Source organism: Chroococcidiopsis sp. TS-821 (assembly GCF_002939305.1).
Lineage (GTDB): Bacteria > Cyanobacteriota > Cyanobacteriia > Cyanobacteriales > Chroococcidiopsidaceae > Chroogloeocystis.
The window spans coordinates 1,113,848-1,132,191 of record NZ_MVDI01000001.1 but is presented as its reverse complement, the minus strand read 5'-3'; the positions used below and the strand labels follow the sequence as shown (position 1 = coordinate 1,132,191).

General features: G+C 42.7%; 20 protein-coding genes. 12 read left to right on the top strand and 8 right to left on the bottom strand.

The window, feature by feature from the left end; translation table 11 throughout:
• The first annotated feature begins 70 nt into the window (after positions 1-70).
• A complete protein-coding gene (locus tag B1A85_RS05200) occupies positions 71-691 on the top strand; it encodes a heme-copper oxidase subunit III (RefSeq protein ID WP_104545816.1) in 621 nt (206 codons plus the stop codon).
• Between the two features lie 236 nt (positions 692-927).
• Here B1A85_RS05200 and B1A85_RS05195 read toward each other — a convergent pair whose 3' ends face one another.
• On the bottom strand, positions 928-2,133 hold the full coding sequence (locus B1A85_RS05195) for a helix-turn-helix domain-containing protein (protein WP_104545815.1): 1,206 nt from the start codon (positions 2,131-2,133) through the stop codon (positions 928-930).
• A 686-nt stretch (positions 2,134-2,819) separates the two neighbouring features.
• Here B1A85_RS05195 and B1A85_RS05190 point away from each other — a divergent pair.
• The gene (locus B1A85_RS05190; RefSeq protein ID WP_104545814.1) at positions 2,820-3,044 is read left to right on the top strand and encodes a hypothetical protein; all 225 of its coding nucleotides are present in this window, start codon (positions 2,820-2,822) and stop codon (positions 3,042-3,044) included.
• A 63-nt stretch (positions 3,045-3,107) separates the two neighbouring features.
• Here the strand turns inward: B1A85_RS05190 and B1A85_RS05185 are convergent, their stop codons facing one another.
• Together B1A85_RS05185 and B1A85_RS23530 are read right to left on the bottom strand one after the other, a co-directional pair.
• A complete protein-coding gene (locus tag B1A85_RS05185; protein WP_104545813.1) occupies positions 3,108-3,407 on the bottom strand; it encodes a hypothetical protein in 300 nt (99 codons plus the stop codon).
• 164 nt (positions 3,408-3,571) lie between these two features.
• Positions 3,572-3,745, bottom strand: a complete 174-nt coding sequence (locus tag B1A85_RS23530; RefSeq protein ID WP_015190765.1) for a chlorophyll a/b-binding protein — start codon at positions 3,743-3,745, stop codon at positions 3,572-3,574.
• A 256-nt stretch (positions 3,746-4,001) separates the two neighbouring features.
• Here B1A85_RS23530 and ald point away from each other — a divergent pair, with 256 nt between their 5' ends.
• The 3 genes from ald (at position 4,002) to B1A85_RS05170 (ending at position 7,170) form a co-directional block, all read left to right on the top strand.
• Complete coding sequence (gene ald / locus B1A85_RS05180) at positions 4,002-5,093, top strand: alanine dehydrogenase (protein WP_104545812.1); 1,092 nt, start codon at positions 4,002-4,004, stop codon at positions 5,091-5,093.
• A gap of 82 nt (positions 5,094-5,175) precedes the next feature.
• Positions 5,176-6,048, top strand: coding sequence for an MBL fold metallo-hydrolase (locus tag B1A85_RS05175; RefSeq protein WP_104545811.1), 873 nt, complete (start codon positions 5,176-5,178; stop codon positions 6,046-6,048).
• A 198-nt stretch (positions 6,049-6,246) separates the two neighbouring features.
• Entirely contained in the window at positions 6,247-7,170 is a 924-nt protein-coding gene (locus B1A85_RS05170; protein ID WP_104545810.1) for a DMT family transporter, read from the top strand.
• An 18-nt stretch (positions 7,171-7,188) separates the two neighbouring features.
• Here the strand turns inward: B1A85_RS05170 and B1A85_RS05165 are convergent, their stop codons facing one another.
• On the bottom strand, positions 7,189-8,874 hold the full coding sequence (locus B1A85_RS05165) for an NAD-binding protein (RefSeq protein ID WP_104545809.1): 1,686 nt from the start codon (positions 8,872-8,874) through the stop codon (positions 7,189-7,191).
• A 425-nt stretch (positions 8,875-9,299) separates the two neighbouring features.
• Here B1A85_RS05165 and B1A85_RS05160 point away from each other — a divergent pair, with 425 nt between their 5' ends.
• On the top strand, positions 9,300-11,072 hold the full coding sequence (locus tag B1A85_RS05160; RefSeq protein WP_104545808.1) for a M10 family metallopeptidase C-terminal domain-containing protein: 1,773 nt from the start codon (positions 9,300-9,302) through the stop codon (positions 11,070-11,072).
• Between the two features lie 75 nt (positions 11,073-11,147).
• Positions 11,148-11,822 (top strand): DUF1361 domain-containing protein, encoded by a 675-nt coding sequence (locus tag B1A85_RS05155; protein WP_210404188.1) that lies wholly within the window; start codon positions 11,148-11,150, stop codon positions 11,820-11,822.
• A gap of 240 nt (positions 11,823-12,062) precedes the next feature.
• Here B1A85_RS05155 and B1A85_RS05150 read toward each other — a convergent pair whose 3' ends face one another.
• Entirely contained in the window at positions 12,063-12,773 is a 711-nt protein-coding gene (locus B1A85_RS05150) for a pirin family protein (protein ID WP_104545807.1), read from the bottom strand.
• Positions 12,774-13,237: 464 nt separating this feature from the next.
• Between B1A85_RS05150 and B1A85_RS05145 the strand changes: the two genes are divergently transcribed.
• Positions 13,238-13,642: a thiol-disulfide oxidoreductase DCC family protein gene (locus tag B1A85_RS05145; protein WP_104545806.1), complete on the top strand. Its 405-nt coding sequence runs from the start codon at positions 13,238-13,240 to the stop codon at positions 13,640-13,642.
• A 79-nt stretch (positions 13,643-13,721) separates the two neighbouring features.
• Here B1A85_RS05145 and B1A85_RS05140 read toward each other — a convergent pair whose 3' ends face one another.
• The gene (locus tag B1A85_RS05140; RefSeq protein WP_104545805.1) at positions 13,722-14,144 is read right to left on the bottom strand and encodes a hypothetical protein; all 423 of its coding nucleotides are present in this window, start codon (positions 14,142-14,144) and stop codon (positions 13,722-13,724) included.
• A gap of 260 nt (positions 14,145-14,404) precedes the next feature.
• Between B1A85_RS05140 and psbQ the strand changes: the two genes are divergently transcribed.
• Positions 14,405-14,917, top strand: coding sequence for a photosystem II protein PsbQ (gene psbQ / locus B1A85_RS05135; protein WP_371681618.1), 513 nt, complete (start codon positions 14,405-14,407; stop codon positions 14,915-14,917).
• Between the two features lie 192 nt (positions 14,918-15,109).
• Complete coding sequence (locus B1A85_RS05130) at positions 15,110-16,294, top strand: FAD-binding oxidoreductase (protein ID WP_104545803.1); 1,185 nt, start codon at positions 15,110-15,112, stop codon at positions 16,292-16,294.
• Between the two features lie 42 nt (positions 16,295-16,336).
• Here B1A85_RS05130 and B1A85_RS05125 read toward each other — a convergent pair whose 3' ends face one another.
• Both B1A85_RS05125 and B1A85_RS05120 read right to left on the bottom strand, forming a co-directional pair.
• Complete coding sequence (locus B1A85_RS05125) at positions 16,337-16,693, bottom strand: zinc ribbon domain-containing protein (protein WP_104545802.1); 357 nt, start codon at positions 16,691-16,693, stop codon at positions 16,337-16,339.
• Positions 16,694-16,726: 33 nt separating this feature from the next.
• Positions 16,727-17,029 carry a TIGR03792 family protein gene (locus B1A85_RS05120; protein WP_104545801.1) on the bottom strand — a complete coding sequence of 101 codons (303 nt, stop codon included), beginning with the start codon at positions 17,027-17,029 and terminating at the stop codon, positions 16,727-16,729.
• 210 nt (positions 17,030-17,239) lie between these two features.
• Between B1A85_RS05120 and B1A85_RS05115 the strand changes: the two genes are divergently transcribed.
• Both B1A85_RS05115 and B1A85_RS05110 read left to right on the top strand, forming a co-directional pair.
• On the top strand, positions 17,240-17,569 hold the full coding sequence (locus tag B1A85_RS05115) for a phasin family protein (protein ID WP_104545800.1): 330 nt from the start codon (positions 17,240-17,242) through the stop codon (positions 17,567-17,569).
• 175 nt (positions 17,570-17,744) lie between these two features.
• Complete coding sequence (locus tag B1A85_RS05110) at positions 17,745-18,278, top strand: FKBP-type peptidyl-prolyl cis-trans isomerase (protein ID WP_104545799.1); 534 nt, start codon at positions 17,745-17,747, stop codon at positions 18,276-18,278.
• Positions 18,279-18,344: the final 66 nt, after the last annotated feature.

Below are 18,344 nucleotides of genomic sequence, written 5' to 3'. Positions count from 1 at the left end.
GATGAATTGTGAAGGATAAAAGTCAGTCGCTCATAATTCACTACGCATACATTCGTTATTTAATGAAATCATGCAAAGTCAAACAATTGACCCAGCAAAAACAGCACTTAACTATCACCACACAGAAGCCGCAGCGCATCACGAAGAACATCCAGACCATCGCATTACTGGGCTAATTCTGTTTCTAGTTGCTGAAGGAATGATTTTCTTCGGTATGTTTAGCGCTTATTTAGCTTTTCGCTCTGTGCTACCATCATGGCCACCAGAGGGAACGCCAGAATTAGAACTGCTACTACCTGGAGTTAATACGATCATCCTAATTTCCAGTAGTTTTGTGATTCACAATGCAGACACAGCAATCAAAAAAAATGACGTGTCTGGAATGCGTACGTGGTTAGCAATTACTGCGGCGATGGGCGCAATCTTCCTAGCCGGACAGCTTTACGAATACAGTAATTTGGAGTTTGGTCTGACGACCAACTTATTCGCTAGTGCATTTTATGTTCTCACTGGCTTTCACGGCTTGCACGTCTTTATTGGACTCGTTGCCATTTTGGCTGTGTTGTGGCGATCGCGCGTTACGGGTCACTATTCTAGTGAAAAACACTTTGGTGTAGAAGCTGCAGAAATCTACTGGCACTTTGTTGATGTTGTCTGGATTGTCTTATTTGGACTGTTGTACATCCTCTAAGTTTCATGAGTAATTTTTAACCTATTGACTAGGTACTAACTACTAACAACTCATAACAAAGCCCCTTTCTGGGGTTTTTTTGTTTATATAGTTATTAAAGGGATACTGAAAACGCGCTCGCAGCTCAGAACGATATTCTTAGCTAGCCTCTGATCCTGACCACCTTTACACAGTGAACGCTCTTCCATCAGAGTTAAACACGGCGCGTACTGTTTACCTCTGAGCTTTGACGCCTACTATACTGTGTAAACATCTTTTTCGGGCAGTCTGTCAAACAAACTTTGTTCCTTGAGAATAATGTGGTTATTAGCATCAATCGCTATTTTGCCCTGTTCTTGCAGTTTTCCCAATAACCGTGTAATCGTGACTCTAGTTGTTGAACAAGCTTCGGCTAATTCTTGATGCGTAAAACGTACGCTTAAACGAGTTCCTTGAGGCGTTGGTTGCCCAATCTCCTGTTTTAATAGCTGCAATAATTGCTCAAAACGATCTTTGACGCGTCTTTGCCCAAAAATAGCTAATAAAGCTTCCGTCTGTTGTAATCTTTGGTTAATTCGCGGTAAAACATTTGCAGCTAGCAACGGTGATGCGGCAAGTTCGCTAAAAGAATAGCAAAGTAACTCAACTTGGGAAAGCGCGGTAGCTTGATACGTATGCAACGCAGTTAACTCAACTCCAAACGGCATTCCAGGTCCTGCTAAACCTACGACTACCTCTTCTCCAGTCTCACTCAAAGTACTTAGTTTCACAATTCCTTGGTGGACTTGCCAAATCGTCTGCGGTGTGAGTGGGATAAGTTCGCCCTTTAAATAAACAAATTTGCGGCGATCGCGCGTTGCATCGCAAGCCTTCTCTTCAATTGGCTCGACCAAAGGCGGCGCTTGAGAAGCCTGATTGCGGCGAATACATACTTGCATTTGGCTTTTTTTACCTTCACTGTCTGTCGCGATCGCGATTATGAGTGAGACTCTCAACGGTTCGCTATTTCGCGGGCAAAGATTCACTGTCCACTCAATTATTTCTTTTACCGGCTGCGGTTGCATCAACTTACTATAAAGCGCTTGTCTGTCTTTTTCTGCAACAAACATTAGAAATGGTTTGCCAATTAAAAAGCGCTGTGGGACATTCAACAGTTTAGCTGCCGTCCGATTGGCTTCCTCGATTTTTCCCGATTTGTCTGTAAGGATGTAACCATCAGTAGCAAACTCAAAGAGTTCTTGATAGCGTTGGATTTGTAATTCTAATGCGGTTTGGGTCGCTATTAGTTCCTGATTTTGGCGTTGTAGATCGTCTAGTGTTATCTGTAGTTCTTCAGAAAGAATGCCAAGATTTGTTAGCGCGAGCGGTAACATTTCTTGGGTAATTTCTGTTGTATTGTTATGCGTTGCACACAAGCTTTCTATTTGTTTATGGATTTGTTTAGCAAACTTCTCTACATTCACGTGCTGCCTCCGACCCTGATAGTAACCTAGCTTGCAGAATAATAATTTTTCTTTGTACCTGCCTTCTCCTAATTGGAGATTTGCATTTTAAGAAAATAGCGTACGCACCACAAAATCTAGAATAACTATTTTTTCAAGAGCGAAGTGAGTTGCACTCTGTTCGTGAAAAAATACTTAAGATATCTTCTGTATCTTTTACTAGCGCACACAACTCTGACTAAAACCTTTCTTGAGATAGATGATTAAAAATAGTGATTGAGTTACTCTAGTTCAGAGATTAGTTAATAGAGTAGTCTACTTCCGTCTTGCCATTTTTTCTATTAAGTAATCAAAATAGAATTTATAATAAAAAGACTCAAGTCTATCGCTCGCTTGCAATTGACGATATTATTTATCTTATATCAGTTATATCAAAATCTAGAGTTAAATTATAAAGAGCAGACTAATTGTTAACGGTTATTTTTTTTGCGAGTACTTGCTACTTATTATCTGAACCGAAAGAATAAGTAATCTATGTTTTTTATCTACAAGTTATAAAAAATACATCTATTGGTAGATTACAAAACTAACAAAGGTTTTTTGTAATTAAGTTGGTGTTGATTTATAGTAATTTTTGTTCATATATATTAGCTTTAAATTGAGTAAAATAAGTGCAGTAGGGATTGTTCTTATAGGTAATCAAAAATATGAGCGAATATAAAATTCATGACGAATACAGCTTAGCAGAAGCAGCCGATATGTTGGGAGAAAAGGCAATGGAACTAGGAATGATTCCTAGCTTTGTCGTGCGGCATTTTCCCGATAGTAGGCAATATTACATTCCCAATGAAAATGAGTCCGAAGCACTGACTCCTGAAGAGGCTTATATGAAGTTGAAGAAACTTGTTGAATCAGCACAAGCCAAAACTTGATTTGTAGTTGGTCGTTGTCTATCAAGGATTTGTAACTACCGAGCCAGTGTATTGCTCGCTTTCTTAGCGAGGAGGGCGTTTTTTTGATGCTTTTAACACGGGTAGGGCTTGATGCGAGCTACTAGGAGGTAAGTAACGCGGTGTCGTCGTCATTGATTCTGTTGGATAAGGACGTTGTTGCTGCAACAGCCACCAGCGCAAGCCGATTGCTATACCTACAGTAACCAATCCAAATGCAAACAAAGACCAGCGATCGCCTAATCCGCCAATAACAGCATCCACCGCTCCCATGGTCACTAATACACTGGGTAGCGGTTCTTTACGGTATGCAGACTTTATCAATTTTGGTAGGGCTGCGTTCATCACAAATTAACACACTTGAGCTTAGCTATTATCTTAAGACCTACGTTGTTAGGATGCAGTATCTTTACCTAATTTGCATCATTGCTGAACAAGACAAAACCAATCGCTTTATAGTTCACTGCCAAATAGATTTTGTCTCTACTCAGACACAAGCGGCTTCTCCTCTATTTTAGCCCAAGCCAAGCCAATACTCCTTTACCTGTCAAGTATTCAATGACTATAAGGAGTAAAAAGCCAATCATCGCTGCTCTACCGTTTAGACGTTCAGCATATTCATTAAATCCAAACTTGGGTTCCTCTAGATTGGGGGTAGTTGTTGGTTGTGGCTGCGTTGTCATTTGTGAAACCTCACGTGTTAGGTAAATTAGCTCAGAGCTTATCCTGAATTCAAGTCAATTAGATTGTACCCAAAATTACGTTTTCTTTACATTTCTTTACTGTATGGTACGGATAAAATTGACAAAAGTAGGCTCAAGGTGGGGTTCGACTTCTTTGTACGAGAAACAGTTAACGCAGTTGCTGTCTAGAACTCAAGATCTCGTCACTAACAGCGATCGCGCTTAAGCTAGAAACAGATGTAAGTAGATGATATCAATGGAAATCGGTGTTCCTAAAGAAACAAAAGATCAAGAATTTCGCGTGGGCTTGAGTCCGAGTAGTGTACGCGTCCTCAAAGAAAATGGTCATCAGGTGTTTGTAGAATCACAAGCAGGTGTTGGTGCGGGTTTTACTGATGATGACTATCGTCAGGTGGGAGCAGAAATTGTGACCGCACAAGAGGCTTGGAATCGAGAACTCGTTGTCAAAGTCAAAGAACCACTACGGGCAGAATATCAGTTTCTCCAAAAAGGGCAATTATTATTTACCTACTTGCATCTAGCTGCAGATCGGGCTTTGACCGAGCATTTAATTGATTGTGGGGTAACTGCGATCGCGTATGAAACTGTAGAAGTCGCAAACAGTACGAATAAGCTACCACTCCTGACGCCCATGAGTATTATTGCAGGGCGCTTATCCGTGCAATTTGGTGCGAGGTTTTTAGAACGTCAACAAGGAGGGCGCGGCGTTCTGTTAGGCGGCGTTCCTGGTGTTCGACCTGCTCGTGTTGTCATTTTAGGTGGTGGCGTTGTGGGGACTGAAGCCGCACGAATTGCAGTCGGGATGGGTGCGACTGTCCAGATTTTAGATGTGAACGTTGAGCGGTTATCTTACCTAGAGACAATCTTCGGCTCTAGAGTCGAGTTGCTTTATAGCAATTCTGCGCAAATTGACGCTGTGGTACCCGATGCGGATTTACTCATTGGTGCGGTTTTAGTTCCTGGGCGACGCGCGCCAATTCTGGTGAATCGCGAGTTAGTCGGGCGGATGCGTCCAGGATCGGTAATTGTTGACGTCGCAGTTGACCAAGGTGGTTGTATTGAAACATTACGCGCAACAAGTCACACTGCACCTACGTATGTTGAAGCAGGAGTCGTTCATTATGGCGTTCCTAATATGCCTGGGGCTGTACCGTGGACGGCAACGCAAGCCTTAAATAATAGTACCTTACCTTATATCGTGCAGTTAGCGAATTTAGGAATGCAAGCAGTGGCAGCGAATCCCGCTTTAGCTGCGGGTGTAAACGTTCACAATCATCGCCTCGTTCACCCTGCGGTACAGGAAGTCTTTCCTGACCTTGTCACCTAGCATAAATACATTCTTATGTCAAGTGCGCTAGTTTAGGAATAGACAGTGATGAGCTTTATCACTGCGTTCTAGAGGTTTGATTATGGCTCACCTAAATCAGCGCCGCCCGCAAAACGTGAGTGGAGACTTTTATGTTGATAGCACGTGTATTGATTGCGATACTTGTCGCTGGATGACTCCAGAAGTATTTAGTCGCATTGGAGGACAATCAGCAGTTTATCATCAGCCAGGTAATAAAATTGAGCGGCTGCGATCGCTGCAAGCACTCTTGGCGTGTCCTACAAGTTCGATTGGCACGGTAGAAAGACCCCACGATATTAAAGAAGCGCAACAAAGTTTTCCCATTTCGATCGCGGAGAATGTTTACCACTGCGGCTATCATGCAGAAAGCTCCTATGGCGCAGCAAGTTACTTGATTGTCCGTCCCGATGGCAATGTGATGGTCGATTCACCTCGGTTTACACTACCGTTGGTGAAGCAAATCGAGGAATTGGGAGGAATTCGTTATTTGTACCTAACGCACAAAGACGATGTCGCCGATCATCAGAAGTACCACGAGCATTTCAAATGCGATCGCATTCTGCATCGTGACGATATTACTTCTAGCACTCGCAACAACGTCGAAATTCAATTGACAGGCTCGCAACCGTTTCAACTCGCTTCGGATTTGCTGATTATTCCTGTACCTGGGCATACAAGAGGTCATACAGTTCTACTCCACAAGCAGTTTCTCTTTACTGGCGATCACTTAGCTTGGTCAGATAATCGCAATTCCCTCATTGCTTGGCGCGATGTCTGCTGGTATTCTTGGACAGAACAAATTCAGTCTATGCGGAAGTTGACAGAGTACGCTTTCGAGTGGGTATTGCCAGGTCACGGACGCAGACACCATGCTGATGCTGAGAAAATGCATTATCTACTACACCAGTGTATTGCCGAGATGGAAGCAGTGTAAATATAAACTGAGATCTTCAGCTACTAAACTTCTATACGTTATCAAACCCGTACTGACGGTCACTTAGCATTGAATGAAATGCGACCGTCTGTGCGTATTTGGTATAAACGTGGGTACTATTGCAACAGTTGTTTACATAAAGCGTGCTTTGATTGCTTGAAGCACATTCTTGGCTGAAGATCAATCGTGAGATATCGTATGACCGAATCCCTGCGCAGCTTTAAACGTTTACCAGCTCTTCCTGAAGGAATTCATTTCATTATCCTAGCCGCAGCAATTTATGGTCTAACCATCGTACTAACAAAAGGCGCATTAGAACAAATACCACCGTTTACCTTGTTATGCATTCAAACAGCTTCGAGTGTGCTGTTCTTCTGGACAATCGTTATCTTCCAAGGTATTCCAGTTCCTTTGCGTTGGACAACGCTTAAATTGAGCTTAGCAGGGTTGCTTGAACCTGGGCTATCTTACATTTTTGGGATGTTTGGACTAGCGCTAACAACAGCTAGCAATGCGACGTTTATCAGTACAACTGAACCAGCGATAACAATGGCGCTATCGTGGTTGATTCTGCGCGAACAGTTTAATATTGCTTTTGTTGGGTTAGGGTTGTTAGCTTGTGTTGGAGTTTCTTTTATTGTGACTCCTGATGGAAGTTCAATTACTTTAGGCTCAATTTGGGGAGATCTTCTTGTTTGTCTCAGTGTTTTGTTTGCTTCACTTTATGCGATTACAGCGGCGCGTTCAGTACAACGTATACATCCTGTCGTCTTAGCTGCTATTCAACAATCTGTCGCACTCATGCTTTTTATTGTTATGTTCGTGGGTGCATTGTTCTTCGGTTTCGAGTCTTTTGAATTGACACCAACAATTTGGGACAATTTACTAATTGCGATCGCCTCAGGAGCATTTGGATATGGACTCGCATTTCTTCTTTACCTCGCTGCGGTACGCTATCTCCCTGCCAGTCGACTGTCGCTTTATCTTACCTTGACTCCTGTGTTTGGAACGATAGGCGCTTACTTCATCCTAGGAGAGCGACTTCTAGTTTCACAAGGCTTCGGAGGTAGTTTGATTATTCTAGCCGTCGTCGGTATTTCGTGCTCGCCGCATCACAAGTGACCGATTGTCAAAATCTGCTCAACTAACCATGATTTGAGAAGGTACAGCTCGCCACAATTGATCTAGGCGATTTGCAGGCATAGTTAAATACAAAACATCTCCCGCACTGAGATATGTCCTTAATAAATCCCAACCGTGAATCGTTTGGCAATTTGTTTCGATGTATAGCGGTACAAAATCAGATTGCATTGCGGCTTCTTTAACGCGCTGACCGCAAAAAGGATGCGAAGGAGTGATTAAAGTTGCTAAAGCAACCCAAAGACTGTCAGCAGTGATACCATTACCTAAAATCCTTCCCCCCAATGCAGCAGCAGCAAAAGCTGGGGCTGCCAATTCCGCAGGACTTAGCACCGCCTCGAATTCAAAAACTTGTTGCGCCATGTGCGCAAAATCTGGATGTTCGTAACGAACGATCGCAGGAATACTTGGCGTTAGGGTTTTGGCATTTAGTGCAATTTCTAAGTTAACGGCATCGTTACTTGTCACAATTAATAAAGCGCTTGCCGATTTTAAATTCGCGGCTTGTAATGTTTCGGGTAAACTTGCATCGCCTTGAATCACTGGGATACCTAATCCACGCACTTTATTAAGAAACCTATTGTTAGGATCGCGTTCAATAACGACGACTTCGTGTCCACTAGCGTGGAATTGTTGAACAACTTGCACGCCAATGCCACCTAATCCACAAACAATGTAATGATGGCGTTGGGGAACTCGTGCTGCATCCCAAAACTGTTTGAAGCGCGTGCCTAAAACAAAATCGTTAAGTAGCGCATAGCAAATTCCAATAATACCTGCGCCGATTAACATCATGAAGGCAGTAAAGACTTTGATGCTGTCTGGTGCTGTTTCGACGACTTCTTCTTTGCCACCAGCACCTGTAATCATTCCAACTGAAAAATATAAAGCATCAATAATCGAAGTGTTTAAATCAACACAAATATAAGTTAGCGTTGCTGTGAAAATCGTGACGAGTAGAACTAACGTCACAACCATTAACGATTGACCGTGTTGGCGAAATTGACGTAAGTTGGTGAGGACTTTCAGTAGTTTAGAAATTGCTGATTTGCGCATCGTCCGAATACTTGGTTGCGTACCCACAATCAGGCGATCGCCGACTTGCAACTGCCGTCCAGAACTGACTGCACAAACGAGATCAATTTCACCTTGTACAGGAAGATAATAAATCAACATCCGCGCGCGATCGTCCCATAAATCACTCAACAGTCGCCCGCGCCAAGGATGATTTTCGTGAATGTATTCTTCTTGAATCGGCCATGTTTGATTGAAGAGTTTGAGTTGCCCGATCGCCCGATTTCCTAAAGCGGCAAAGTAAAAGACTGGTGCGGCTAGACCCGAAACACTCATACTAACGTGATCCGGCAAGGTGTGGTCGAGGCGATCGCCTAAATTAGCATTGAATAAACGATTAATAATCCGAATTCGCGGATTAAGTACGCGCGCTTGAATGAGAATTGCCAAATTCAAAGCATCGTCGCTGTTTGCCAGTACCAGCGCCTGGGCACTTTCGATTCCAGCAGCTTGTAAAGTCGCCGCTGCTTGCAGATCGCCAACAACGATCGCTTCTTCTTTGGGAATCGGCTGGTGATGAATGCCAACGACACTTGCTCCTTGCTGTCTGAGTAAGCAAAAAATTTTGTAGCCCGTGCGTTCTAAGCCGCAGACAATAATCCGAGGTTTCATATCCTAACCGCAACAGTAGCAAGCAAAAGTAACCTACTGTTATCTAAATCACCATTTTTGACTACAAGCAGTGCGCATACTGTAGCTGAAAACACTGCTAGCTGAAGTTGTTATTCATATCTTTGCAGTTGCTCATCGCTGATGGTTGATTATTTAGGGTTATGAGTAATTAGCAATGAGTGTTTAACCAATCAGTTGTGTGGCGTTTGCCAGCTAGTACAACTTTCTACGCAAACCTCTCCGTACTGTGTAGCAAAGATTTCACTATTTTCGGTAAATAACTTTGCATAAAAAGGCAATACACCACTCAGGCGAATCATCTACTCTAAGCTTAGACAAGCTAGAAGATTAGCCTTGATGCCATTCATGCTTCCCTACGAAAATTAGCAACAATTTATACATATTTTTTGACAGGTAAGACTATAATGACTGTTTCAAAAATTATAGAAGAATATCGCGATACACTCTTTGACGAGCGTGATTTGAGCCAAGATAGCCTTTTAAACGATAGTGAATTTGCTAGCGAAACGATTCTTAAAATCGCGCCCTTTGCTTTGGCAAACTCCACGCCAACTACGTCATCATCATTAATCCCATCTCATAAGCAACTCATTCCAAATGATTTCGCAGACACTCAAAAGAAAGAAACGGAACTTCCTCTTGTAGTAGCAGAAATTGAAAACAATAAGCCTATTAGCGCTAAGAATATAGAAACAGCTTCAGCGATAGGTAGTGCAAGTATATTTGATTTGGGGCAAAGTTTCGGGTGGATTGGAAATGATCCTCAAACATCAAAATTATCAACTCAACCGCAGCGTTGTGGTTGTTCAGCGTGCTGTGGTTTTTCCAGCGATTTCAATAACGACAGTCTAAACTTTCAAACCACAACCTCAACAAACGGAGGATTAACACCTCAAGCAAACACAGGAGTTTACTACATCGATGCACTACTACCTACTCCTGCTACGCGCTGGAGTGGTTCCACGATAAGTTATAGCTTCATGACATCAGTACCGAACTATTATCCCTGGAATAATTCAGAACGCAACAACTTCGCTCCTTTTAACGCAACTCAAGCAAATGCAGCGCGTAGAGCATTACAGCTTTTTAGTGAAATTTCGGGACTTAGATTTGTTGAAGTATCCGATGCAGGCGCAGGTGGAATCATTCGGTTTGGCACAGCGAATACAGGAAATTTTAGCAGTGCCCACGCCTACTTTCCAAACAACGATCCCAGAGGAGGAGATGTCTGGCTAAATAATTCTTACGCTCCAAATTACACTCAAACCAACGGCTCTTTTGGGTTTTTGACCATGGTTCATGAAATTGGTCATGCTCTAGGGCTAAAACATCCAGGTAACTACAATGCAGGGGGAGGAGGTAGTCAAGGTCCTTTCTTACCCTCACAAGAGGACAACACCAAGTATACCGTGATGTCGTACAACGGGCATCCAGGTAGCAGAGTTCACGCTCACACACCAATGCTCTACGACATTGCAGCAATCCAAGCACTTTACGGTGCTAATAATAATACTCGTACGGGTAATAACACTTATTCATGGAACGCAAATCAAGCGTTCGTGCAGACAATCTGGGATGCTGGCGGTAACGATACTATTAGCGCTGCCAATCAGTCTCTCGCCGCAACTATTAATCTTAATCCTGGAAGTTTTAGTTCGATTGGACCTGCCTTTAATAATGGTAGTAGTCGAGCTAACGGTAATTTAGCGATCGCCTACCGAGTCACAATTGAAAATGCGATCGGAGGAGCGGGTAACGATACTCTAATCGGTAACAGCGTTGCTAATAATCTTTCTGGTAGGAATGGTAATGATTACTTGTTCGGTGGTGGCGGTTCTGACACGTTGAATGGAGGTGCGGGTAACGATGTCCTTTTCGGTTTCGGTGGTAGTACAGAATTTGATGTTTTGACTGGGGGCACAGGTACAGATACCTTTGTGTTGGGTGACACTTCAAATGTCTTTTATCGAGGAGATGGCTATGCTCTAATCACCGATTTTGATTGGCAATATGATTATATTCAAGTAAGGGGAACTTCCAACCAATACTCGCTACAATCCGGAAACTGGTTTGGCAGTGCGGCACCTGATACCGCCATTTTCTTTGGTAATGATGCGATCGGCGTAGTGCAAGATTCTACCAACGTTAGTTTTGCGCGCGACTTTATCTTTGCTTAATAACTTTATCTTATTTGGAACCATCTTAAACAGAGGTTAATCTAAGAAAAGCAAAATAAGACTACTACAGCTAACATGGATCGCATTTTTGCAGCCAGGGTATTTACCGAATTACCTACGCAGTTAGTACGCGCTTTTGACGCCATCTACAGCGGTTGGATTTTGTGGAACCTGTTTTTGGCTTTTATTCCTTTAGCGTTGAGTTTCTGGTTATTTCGCCGCAAAACACGCTCTCGTTCTTTGCTGTGGTGGATAGTCTTTGTTGTTTTCGTGGCTTTTTTGCCCAACGCGCCTTACGTGCTTACCGATATTATCCATCTCATCCGCGGGATACGCCCTGGTTTATCCCCCTGGATAATTACGCTGTTTGTTATTCCTGTGCATCTGTTTGCGATGCTCGTTGGATTTGAGGCTTATGTCGTCTCTTTAATTAATCAAGGCTATTATTTAAGACGTCTAGGAGCAAGACAATTTGTTAATTTGGCAGAACTGATTTTACATGCATTGTGTGCGGTTGGAGTTTATCTTGGCAGGTTTCGTCGCTTCAACAGTTGGGATTTAGTCACTGAACCTGGTAACATTTTAATCAAAACTGTTAATGATTTAACCGAACGACGCCCTTTGTTTGTCGTTATCATCATCTTCGTTATCATTACAATCTTTTACTGGATAATGAAGCAAATCACTTTGGGGCTTGTGCTAAGAATTCATCACGCACGCGCAAAAACTGATATTGACCAATATTTGTAAATCTCATTCTCACTTCATCTAAGATTTTGCCTTTCCACCGCCATTATTGATCGCTCAAACTTATGACTGTTGAGCAAAATATACGCTATGGGAATGAGAACAAACAGAACAAAACATAATATTGGATAGAAAAATGAAATTACGGTAGCGAGTATAATTGTAACCTCATGAATAGTAAGTAGGGTGAGCAAAGACTCACCCTAGGATAAACTAAATAACCAGCATGATAACTTGCTCAAATTAGGCAAGGTCAAACAATAGAATTTCTGCACCAATATCAGTGCTAATTTCTAGGTTTTCTCCAGACATTTGTACGCCATCTCCTGCACGAAGTTCTTGACCGTTAAGAGATAGAATTCCTCGTGCAACTTGTAACCAAGCATAACGATTTGGCTTGAGGTGATAATTTAAAACATCACCTTTTTCCAAAACAGATGTATACAACTCAACATCTTGATGAATTGTAACTGCGCCATCACGCCCATCTTTAGCAGCAATTAAACGTAAATTACCGCGACGTTGTTCTAAAGGAAACGCTTTTTGCTCATATCTAGGTTCTAAACCTTGGGTATCAGGAATAATCCAAACTTGTAAAAAGTGTACAGGTTCAGTTTTTGATGGATTAAACTCGCTGTGAGTAATTCCAGTACCTGCACTCATAATTTGTGCTTCTCCTGGAGAAATAACAGCACCGTTACCTAGGCTATCTTGATGTTCTAAGGCACCTTCTAGAACATAAGTAAAAATCTCCATATCGCGGTGACTATGCATCGGAAAACCAGCACCAGGAACAACGCGATCGTCATTGATGACTCGTAAAGCGCGAAAGCCCATCCGTGCTGGATCGTAAAAACTACCAAAGGAAAAAGTATGGTAACTATCTAACCAACCCATGCGCGTATGACCGCGGGCATTTCTATCATGAATGATATTCGTGGTTGCGTGCATCATATTTTACCTCCTTGAGTTTTTTTGAAAGCTTTTTGTAAAAATATTGATAACTGATTATTTAAGTAACTGATTTTGATTTAAAGCTTAGGAAATTAAAATAGTTTAATAAGTTTTAGTTAGTATTTTTAGGTAGATTTTGATATCTATATTTATTTTAGAACAAAAACATAAATATCAGAAGTATGCACTCAAAAGTGCATTAATTGCTAGCTACTCTTCTTTAAAAAGATTTATTATTCAACGTTTTTTTGATAATATAATAAAGCCAACTTGAAGCGTAAGAAAATTGAAGAAAGGCAAAGAATAAATACAAATATCGCTTGTCTTGACTTTCTATATATAAAAACAGTAGCTCATAACCTGGAAGAAAGAAAGTTCAGTCGAGGCGATCGCCTTTGATTTACAAAACGAGCTCAATAAGCTTAAAAATAGAGATATAACCAAATGTGCAAAAAACTTGTTTTATGAATTATCAGGTCATCTACGATGGCAATTGCAACCTTTGCGTAACTTTTGTCCAGCTACTTGAAAGTTTTGATAAAGGACAAATGTTTCGTTATATCCCCATGCAAGACCAAGCTACGCTAGCACCTTGGGGAATTACATCTCAAGAGTGTGAGTTAGGTGTGATTTTACTCGATGCCGATCAACCCGAACGTCGTTGGCAAGGAACGGCAGCTATCGAAGAAATTGGGCGCGTGTTACCACTGGGTAATCTCTTTGTTGAAGCCTATCGCGGATTACCAGGCGTCAAATGGGTAGGCGATCGCATCTACGAACAAGTCCGCGACAACCGCTACGCGTTATTTGGTAAACGCCAAAGCACTTATAACTCACCTTACTGTGGTGAATGTGGTCGTCAAGGATAGGTCAGGGAGTTGAATAGGGGCGCACAGGAGATTGTTTTAACTATTCAAAACGCATAACTATTCACTAGCCACGAAAAACTCACCCCTGATTAAATACGCGGATAATTTCGCGGCAAAATGACTTCAGCTTTTCTCCAACTTCAGGGGAAGGCTGAACCGCACCAACAAAACTCCAGTTTTCTATGGTAGAAAGATGCCATTGCTTACCGCGATGATCGAAACCTGCGGCTTCTACACCAATACAAGCGCGATCGCCGTTTAAAGGATCTTCGTGAAAGCGGATCTGAATTAAAATACTGCGACTTTGCAACGAGCGACTGACACCAGGAAAGTGAAAGCCGATATCGATTGAATCTGGATCGACTAATTCTCTAGTATCCGGATCGTTCGTCCAAGGTTTAAGGTCAGACCTAGCGTCAGGAAACTCTGATTTAAAAAGATTAACGACTGTAGCAATTTTACTGGTAAGTTCCAAATTGGTTGCTTGCTCAGCTGCGTTCACGCGGGAACTCTCCTGGATTTTGAGTCTAGTGTAGTGAAAAAGACGACAGAAAACCGCTAGAAAGCTTACTGTATTGGTTTTCCAGCTTAACAATACTTTATCAATTTTGCAATCATCGCTCTCAAAGCGATCGCGCTACTGCTGTTAGGTAAAGATTGATCCGCAAAATTGTGCTTGACGAACATACCTCCCGCAGTAGGGGACGAAAATTTCATTTGGACAAGACAATAGCAATTGACTCTTGCCACTAGCGATCTAAAATGACACTGTTCATCAGCAGACAAAAGTATAGTCAAACTATGGCGCGTTATCGGTCAATTCTGTCATTGATTTTAGTTATCGTGACAACGTTTCTTGTTAGTTGTAGTAGCCCCAGCGTAGCCAAAGCCCCTCCCACGTATACGGCGGCACAAATCGAGCAAATTCAGCAATACGTTCCTGACATCGTTGCCTTGCGCGATCGCATGAATAACGAGCTCATTACGTTGATTAAACGCCGCGATTGGATCGATGTCAGCAACTTCATTCACGGTCCTGGCGGGGAGATGCGGCTTAAAATGACTTATGTCACGCGCAACCTTCTGCCGCAAGATCAATCACAAGCAAGGGCATATACTCGCGATTTGTTTGATAATCTAGTCAAAATTGAGCAAGCCGCAGAAGCCGCTGACTATCAAAAAGCAACGCTTAACTACCGCGAAGCCTTAGCAGATATCGATGGCTTTTTACAGTTGATTCCTAAACCAACGCCAACGCAAGAAAGTGAAGCGTAATTAACTATGGGTGAGGGGCGAGTCAAGAGTGATTAGTTTTGAATGCGTGAGATTTGAGTTTTAGAAAGCAAAGAAAGGTGCTGGAGGCATCATTTCAAAAACTTCTTAACTTAACACTCAACACTGAAAACTCATAACTTTCTATCTCCTCTGCGCCCCTGCACCCTGTGCTCAAATATTCTCGCTCAACTCATGAGTCATGTATTAATTATTGGATGCGGTATTATCGGGGCAGCGATCGCCTACGAACTCAGTTTGTCTGGGCTGGAAGTTACCGTTATCGATCGCCAACCACCTGCCCAAGCAGCAACTGGTGCAGCGCTGGGAGTCTTAATGGGAGCTATTAGCCACAAAATCAAGGGTAATGCATGGCAGATGCGCGCTAGGAGTATCAAACGCTATGAAACCCTCATTCCAGAGCTAGAAGCGGTCACTATGCGGCGGATTCCCTACAATCGCCAAGGCATATTGATGCTTTGTTTTCAAGAAGAAGATTTAGCCAGTTGGGAAAAGTTAGCCGCAGTTCGTTCAACACAAGAATGGCAATTAGAAATTTGGAACGCAGCACAACTACAATTGCGGTGTCCGCAGCTTAACACAGAAAAAATTGTTGCAGCAATTTACTCACCGCAAGACAGACAAGTAGATCCTGTAGCGCTGACTATAGCTTTAGTAGAAGCCGCAAAGCACAATGGAGTTCAATTTCATTTTGGGGTCACAGCTACAGGTTATTGTTTCGATAACGCCGAGCAACAGATTTATCTCCAGATCGAGAACGCACAATTATCCGAACAAATCAAAGAAGTCGATTGGCTAGTTATTGCCGCCGGTACGGGTTCAACAGCGTTGCAATTGCAGCAAAAATCGACAACAATTGCTTGCGATCGCACTCGTATAGCGCTCTCGTTTGCTGGTACGCAACAAATGCAATCTACCCCAGCAGTTGAAATTAAACCTGTACTTGGTCAAGCGATTCACATGCAGGTCGATCGACCGTTGGGCGATCCCAGTTTTCAACCCGTCATTACAGGTAATGACGTTCATATTGTGCCTTGTGTTGGCAGTCAACCAGTGACAAATTACTGGATTGGTGCCACAGTAGAATTTCCCGTCAACGAACAGGTAGTCGCAGATGCTACGCAATTAGAGATCGTCAAACAGCAAGCGATCGCATTTTGTCCGGCTTTAGCCCAAGCGAAAATCATCCATACTTGGTCAGGTTTACGTCCGCGCCCTGAAGGACAACCCGCACCCATTATTTGTAACTTACCAGGTTTTAGCAACATTCTCCTCGCGACAGGGCACTACCGCAACGGCGTTTTACTCGCACCCGCAACTGCACAGAAAATTCGGGAAATGATTGTGAGGGGTGAGTGAATTTCGCAATTCAATCCTCATGACCCATTACCGCATCCCAACCTATAACACAATCAGAAAACTTAGCAAGAGTAAGCCGAGGATTAATAACCAAAATTGGTATCGCCTCAGCCAGTTACGAAAATTTGCACTCAAGCTGTTTTTGTAAGACTGCTGTGATGCGCGCAATTGAGCTTGCGTGACATCTTGATAAAGCGTGCACTCTTTAGCATAAGGGCGCTGCGGAAAATTACACGTATCGTCTAAGTGGTAGGTACAACTATCGCACAAGTAGGTATCACCAGTAGCGCGGTGTAAGGGAATTCCTGGATGTCCGTAAGCTTTGAGTGGAGTACGGCAATAAGGACAAGTAACTGCTTGTGCATCAACCGATTGATGACAACGAGGACAATGTGGCATTGAAACAGTCAAATTAATGTCAACTTAAAGAGATTAGCGATCGCGATAAACTTGATACTCTACTGACTCAACGATTTGATAAGTCTGACCCATCTGTTGCGAAAATATTTTTTCTACCTGAAGTAGGAACTCCTCAGGAATTGCTTTCCATTGTTCTTTTGTTGCCCAGCGAATCACTAAAATAACTTCTGATGCTTCCTTTGGATTGAGCCAAACTTCTTTGCCTAGAAATCCAGGACACTTAGCCAGCGCCTTTGTCCAAACTTCTGCATCTAATTGCAAATATCGTTCGCGTAGCTCTGGATCTACTTTACACTTCAGCAACTCAATAACCATTTTAGCGATTTTCTATCTTGCAGTAGCCATAGGCAAAGCTGTAAATTTGCCACAATAGAACTACAGGCACTTAGGGTTTATGCTTCCAGCATAGCTTGAGCGACCTTAATTCTTATGCCCGTAACAGCGATACAGTAGTATCAGAGTTATGTTCTGGTAGCGACTCGCCCCTAACCCTACTTTTTATTGATGAAATATCCGCAAGATAGCATGGAAAGCAACAATTGGATTAAACAGCTATTAATGGTTGGTATAGGCACAACCTCATTGGTAGCCGAAAAGCTGCGGGAAGTAAGTGAGGAATTAGTTAAAGACGGTAAGCTGCAGCCAGACCAAGCGAAAGAGTTCATTGACAATTTGATGCACCAACTCAAGTCAGAGCAAGGTAATTTTGAAGTGCAAATGCAGCGTCAGATGCGTAATATGTTGCAAGACTTGGGCGTACCCCGTCAAGCAGAAATGGACGAACTGCGCGGGCGAATTGACCGCCTTGAACGCCAAGTTCGCGATTTAGAAAATAAATTGTGGCGGGGGATGTAACATTTCGTTCTAACCAAAATCAACTTAAGCAATACGCAATCACTCAACGTTTAACCAACAAATTTAAGCAAATAGCGATTTCGATACAGGTTAGCTAATAGCTAAGCACTTTTTTTGACATAAACTAGAACACGGGTAATAGCTCAATTTGTTGTCTTATAGGGAGAACGAAACTTTGAGAGAAATTTTAATTAGTTTGGGTGTTGTCCTCGCATGTGTCATTGTGCTGATAGTCGCGCAGTTTAGCAGTCAACCCAAATCGGCAATTGCCGAAGAAATTACATCAAATCAACCAGCAAATGAGCTTGTAGCGCTCAGCAAGGCTACTACAGATACTTTACTGGCAAACAACACGATGTCTGATGAAAACGCCGTAACAACCCCCTCTGGGCTGAAATACATCGATATCCAAGAAGGTGATGGCGCAACGCCAAAAGCTGGACAAAGAGTTTTTGTCCATTACACCGGAACTTTAGAAGATGGCACGAAATTTGATAGTTCGCGCGATCGCAACCGCCCCTTTGACTTTAAACTTGGTGCAGGACAAGTGATCAAAGGTTGGGACGAAGGAATTAGTACAATGAAAGTCGGCGGACGTCGTCAGTTAATTATTCCTCCCGAACTCGGTTATGGTGCCCGCGGTGCAGGTGGAGTGATTCCTCCCAACGCCACCCTCATCTTTGATGTAGAACTACTCCGCATTTCCTAAATTCTTATTTGCACTACTTTGCACTACCATCGCTTTGGTCCTAAACGCTACAGTGGTTATGTGTTG

Bases quoted from the DNA above. Each gene is read 5' to 3' on its own strand.
- ald (WP_104545812.1), top strand. From the start codon at position 4,002: ATGGAAATCGGTGTTCCTAAAGAAACAAAAGATCAAGAATTTCGCGTG.
- B1A85_RS05115 (WP_104545800.1), top strand. From the start codon at position 17,240: ATGGAAAGCAACAATTGGATTAAACAGCTATTAATGGTTGGTATAGGC.
- B1A85_RS05125 (WP_104545802.1), bottom strand. From the start codon at position 16,693: ATGCCACATTGTCCTCGTTGTCATCAATCGGTTGATGCACAAGCAGTT.
- B1A85_RS05170 (WP_104545810.1), top strand. From the start codon at position 6,247: ATGACCGAATCCCTGCGCAGCTTTAAACGTTTACCAGCTCTTCCTGAA.
- B1A85_RS05175 (WP_104545811.1), top strand. From the start codon at position 5,176: ATGGCTCACCTAAATCAGCGCCGCCCGCAAAACGTGAGTGGAGACTTT.
- B1A85_RS05150 (WP_104545807.1), bottom strand. From the start codon at position 12,773: ATGATGCACGCAACCACGAATATCATTCATGATAGAAATGCCCGCGGT.
- B1A85_RS05200 (WP_104545816.1), top strand. From the start codon at position 71: ATGCAAAGTCAAACAATTGACCCAGCAAAAACAGCACTTAACTATCAC.
- B1A85_RS05190 (WP_104545814.1), top strand. From the start codon at position 2,820: ATGAGCGAATATAAAATTCATGACGAATACAGCTTAGCAGAAGCAGCC.
- psbQ (WP_371681618.1), top strand. From the start codon at position 14,405: ATGACACTGTTCATCAGCAGACAAAAGTATAGTCAAACTATGGCGCGT.
- B1A85_RS23530 (WP_015190765.1), bottom strand. From the start codon at position 3,745: ATGACAACGCAGCCACAACCAACAACTACCCCCAATCTAGAGGAACCC.
- B1A85_RS05165 (WP_104545809.1), bottom strand. From the start codon at position 8,874: ATGAAACCTCGGATTATTGTCTGCGGCTTAGAACGCACGGGCTACAAA.
- B1A85_RS05185 (WP_104545813.1), bottom strand. From the start codon at position 3,407: ATGAACGCAGCCCTACCAAAATTGATAAAGTCTGCATACCGTAAAGAA.
- B1A85_RS05160 (WP_104545808.1), top strand. From the start codon at position 9,300: ATGACTGTTTCAAAAATTATAGAAGAATATCGCGATACACTCTTTGAC.
- B1A85_RS05120 (WP_104545801.1), bottom strand. From the start codon at position 17,029: ATGGTTATTGAGTTGCTGAAGTGTAAAGTAGATCCAGAGCTACGCGAA.
- B1A85_RS05130 (WP_104545803.1), top strand. From the start codon at position 15,110: ATGAGTCATGTATTAATTATTGGATGCGGTATTATCGGGGCAGCGATC.
- B1A85_RS05155 (WP_210404188.1), top strand. From the start codon at position 11,148: ATGGATCGCATTTTTGCAGCCAGGGTATTTACCGAATTACCTACGCAG.
- B1A85_RS05145 (WP_104545806.1), top strand. From the start codon at position 13,238: ATGAATTATCAGGTCATCTACGATGGCAATTGCAACCTTTGCGTAACT.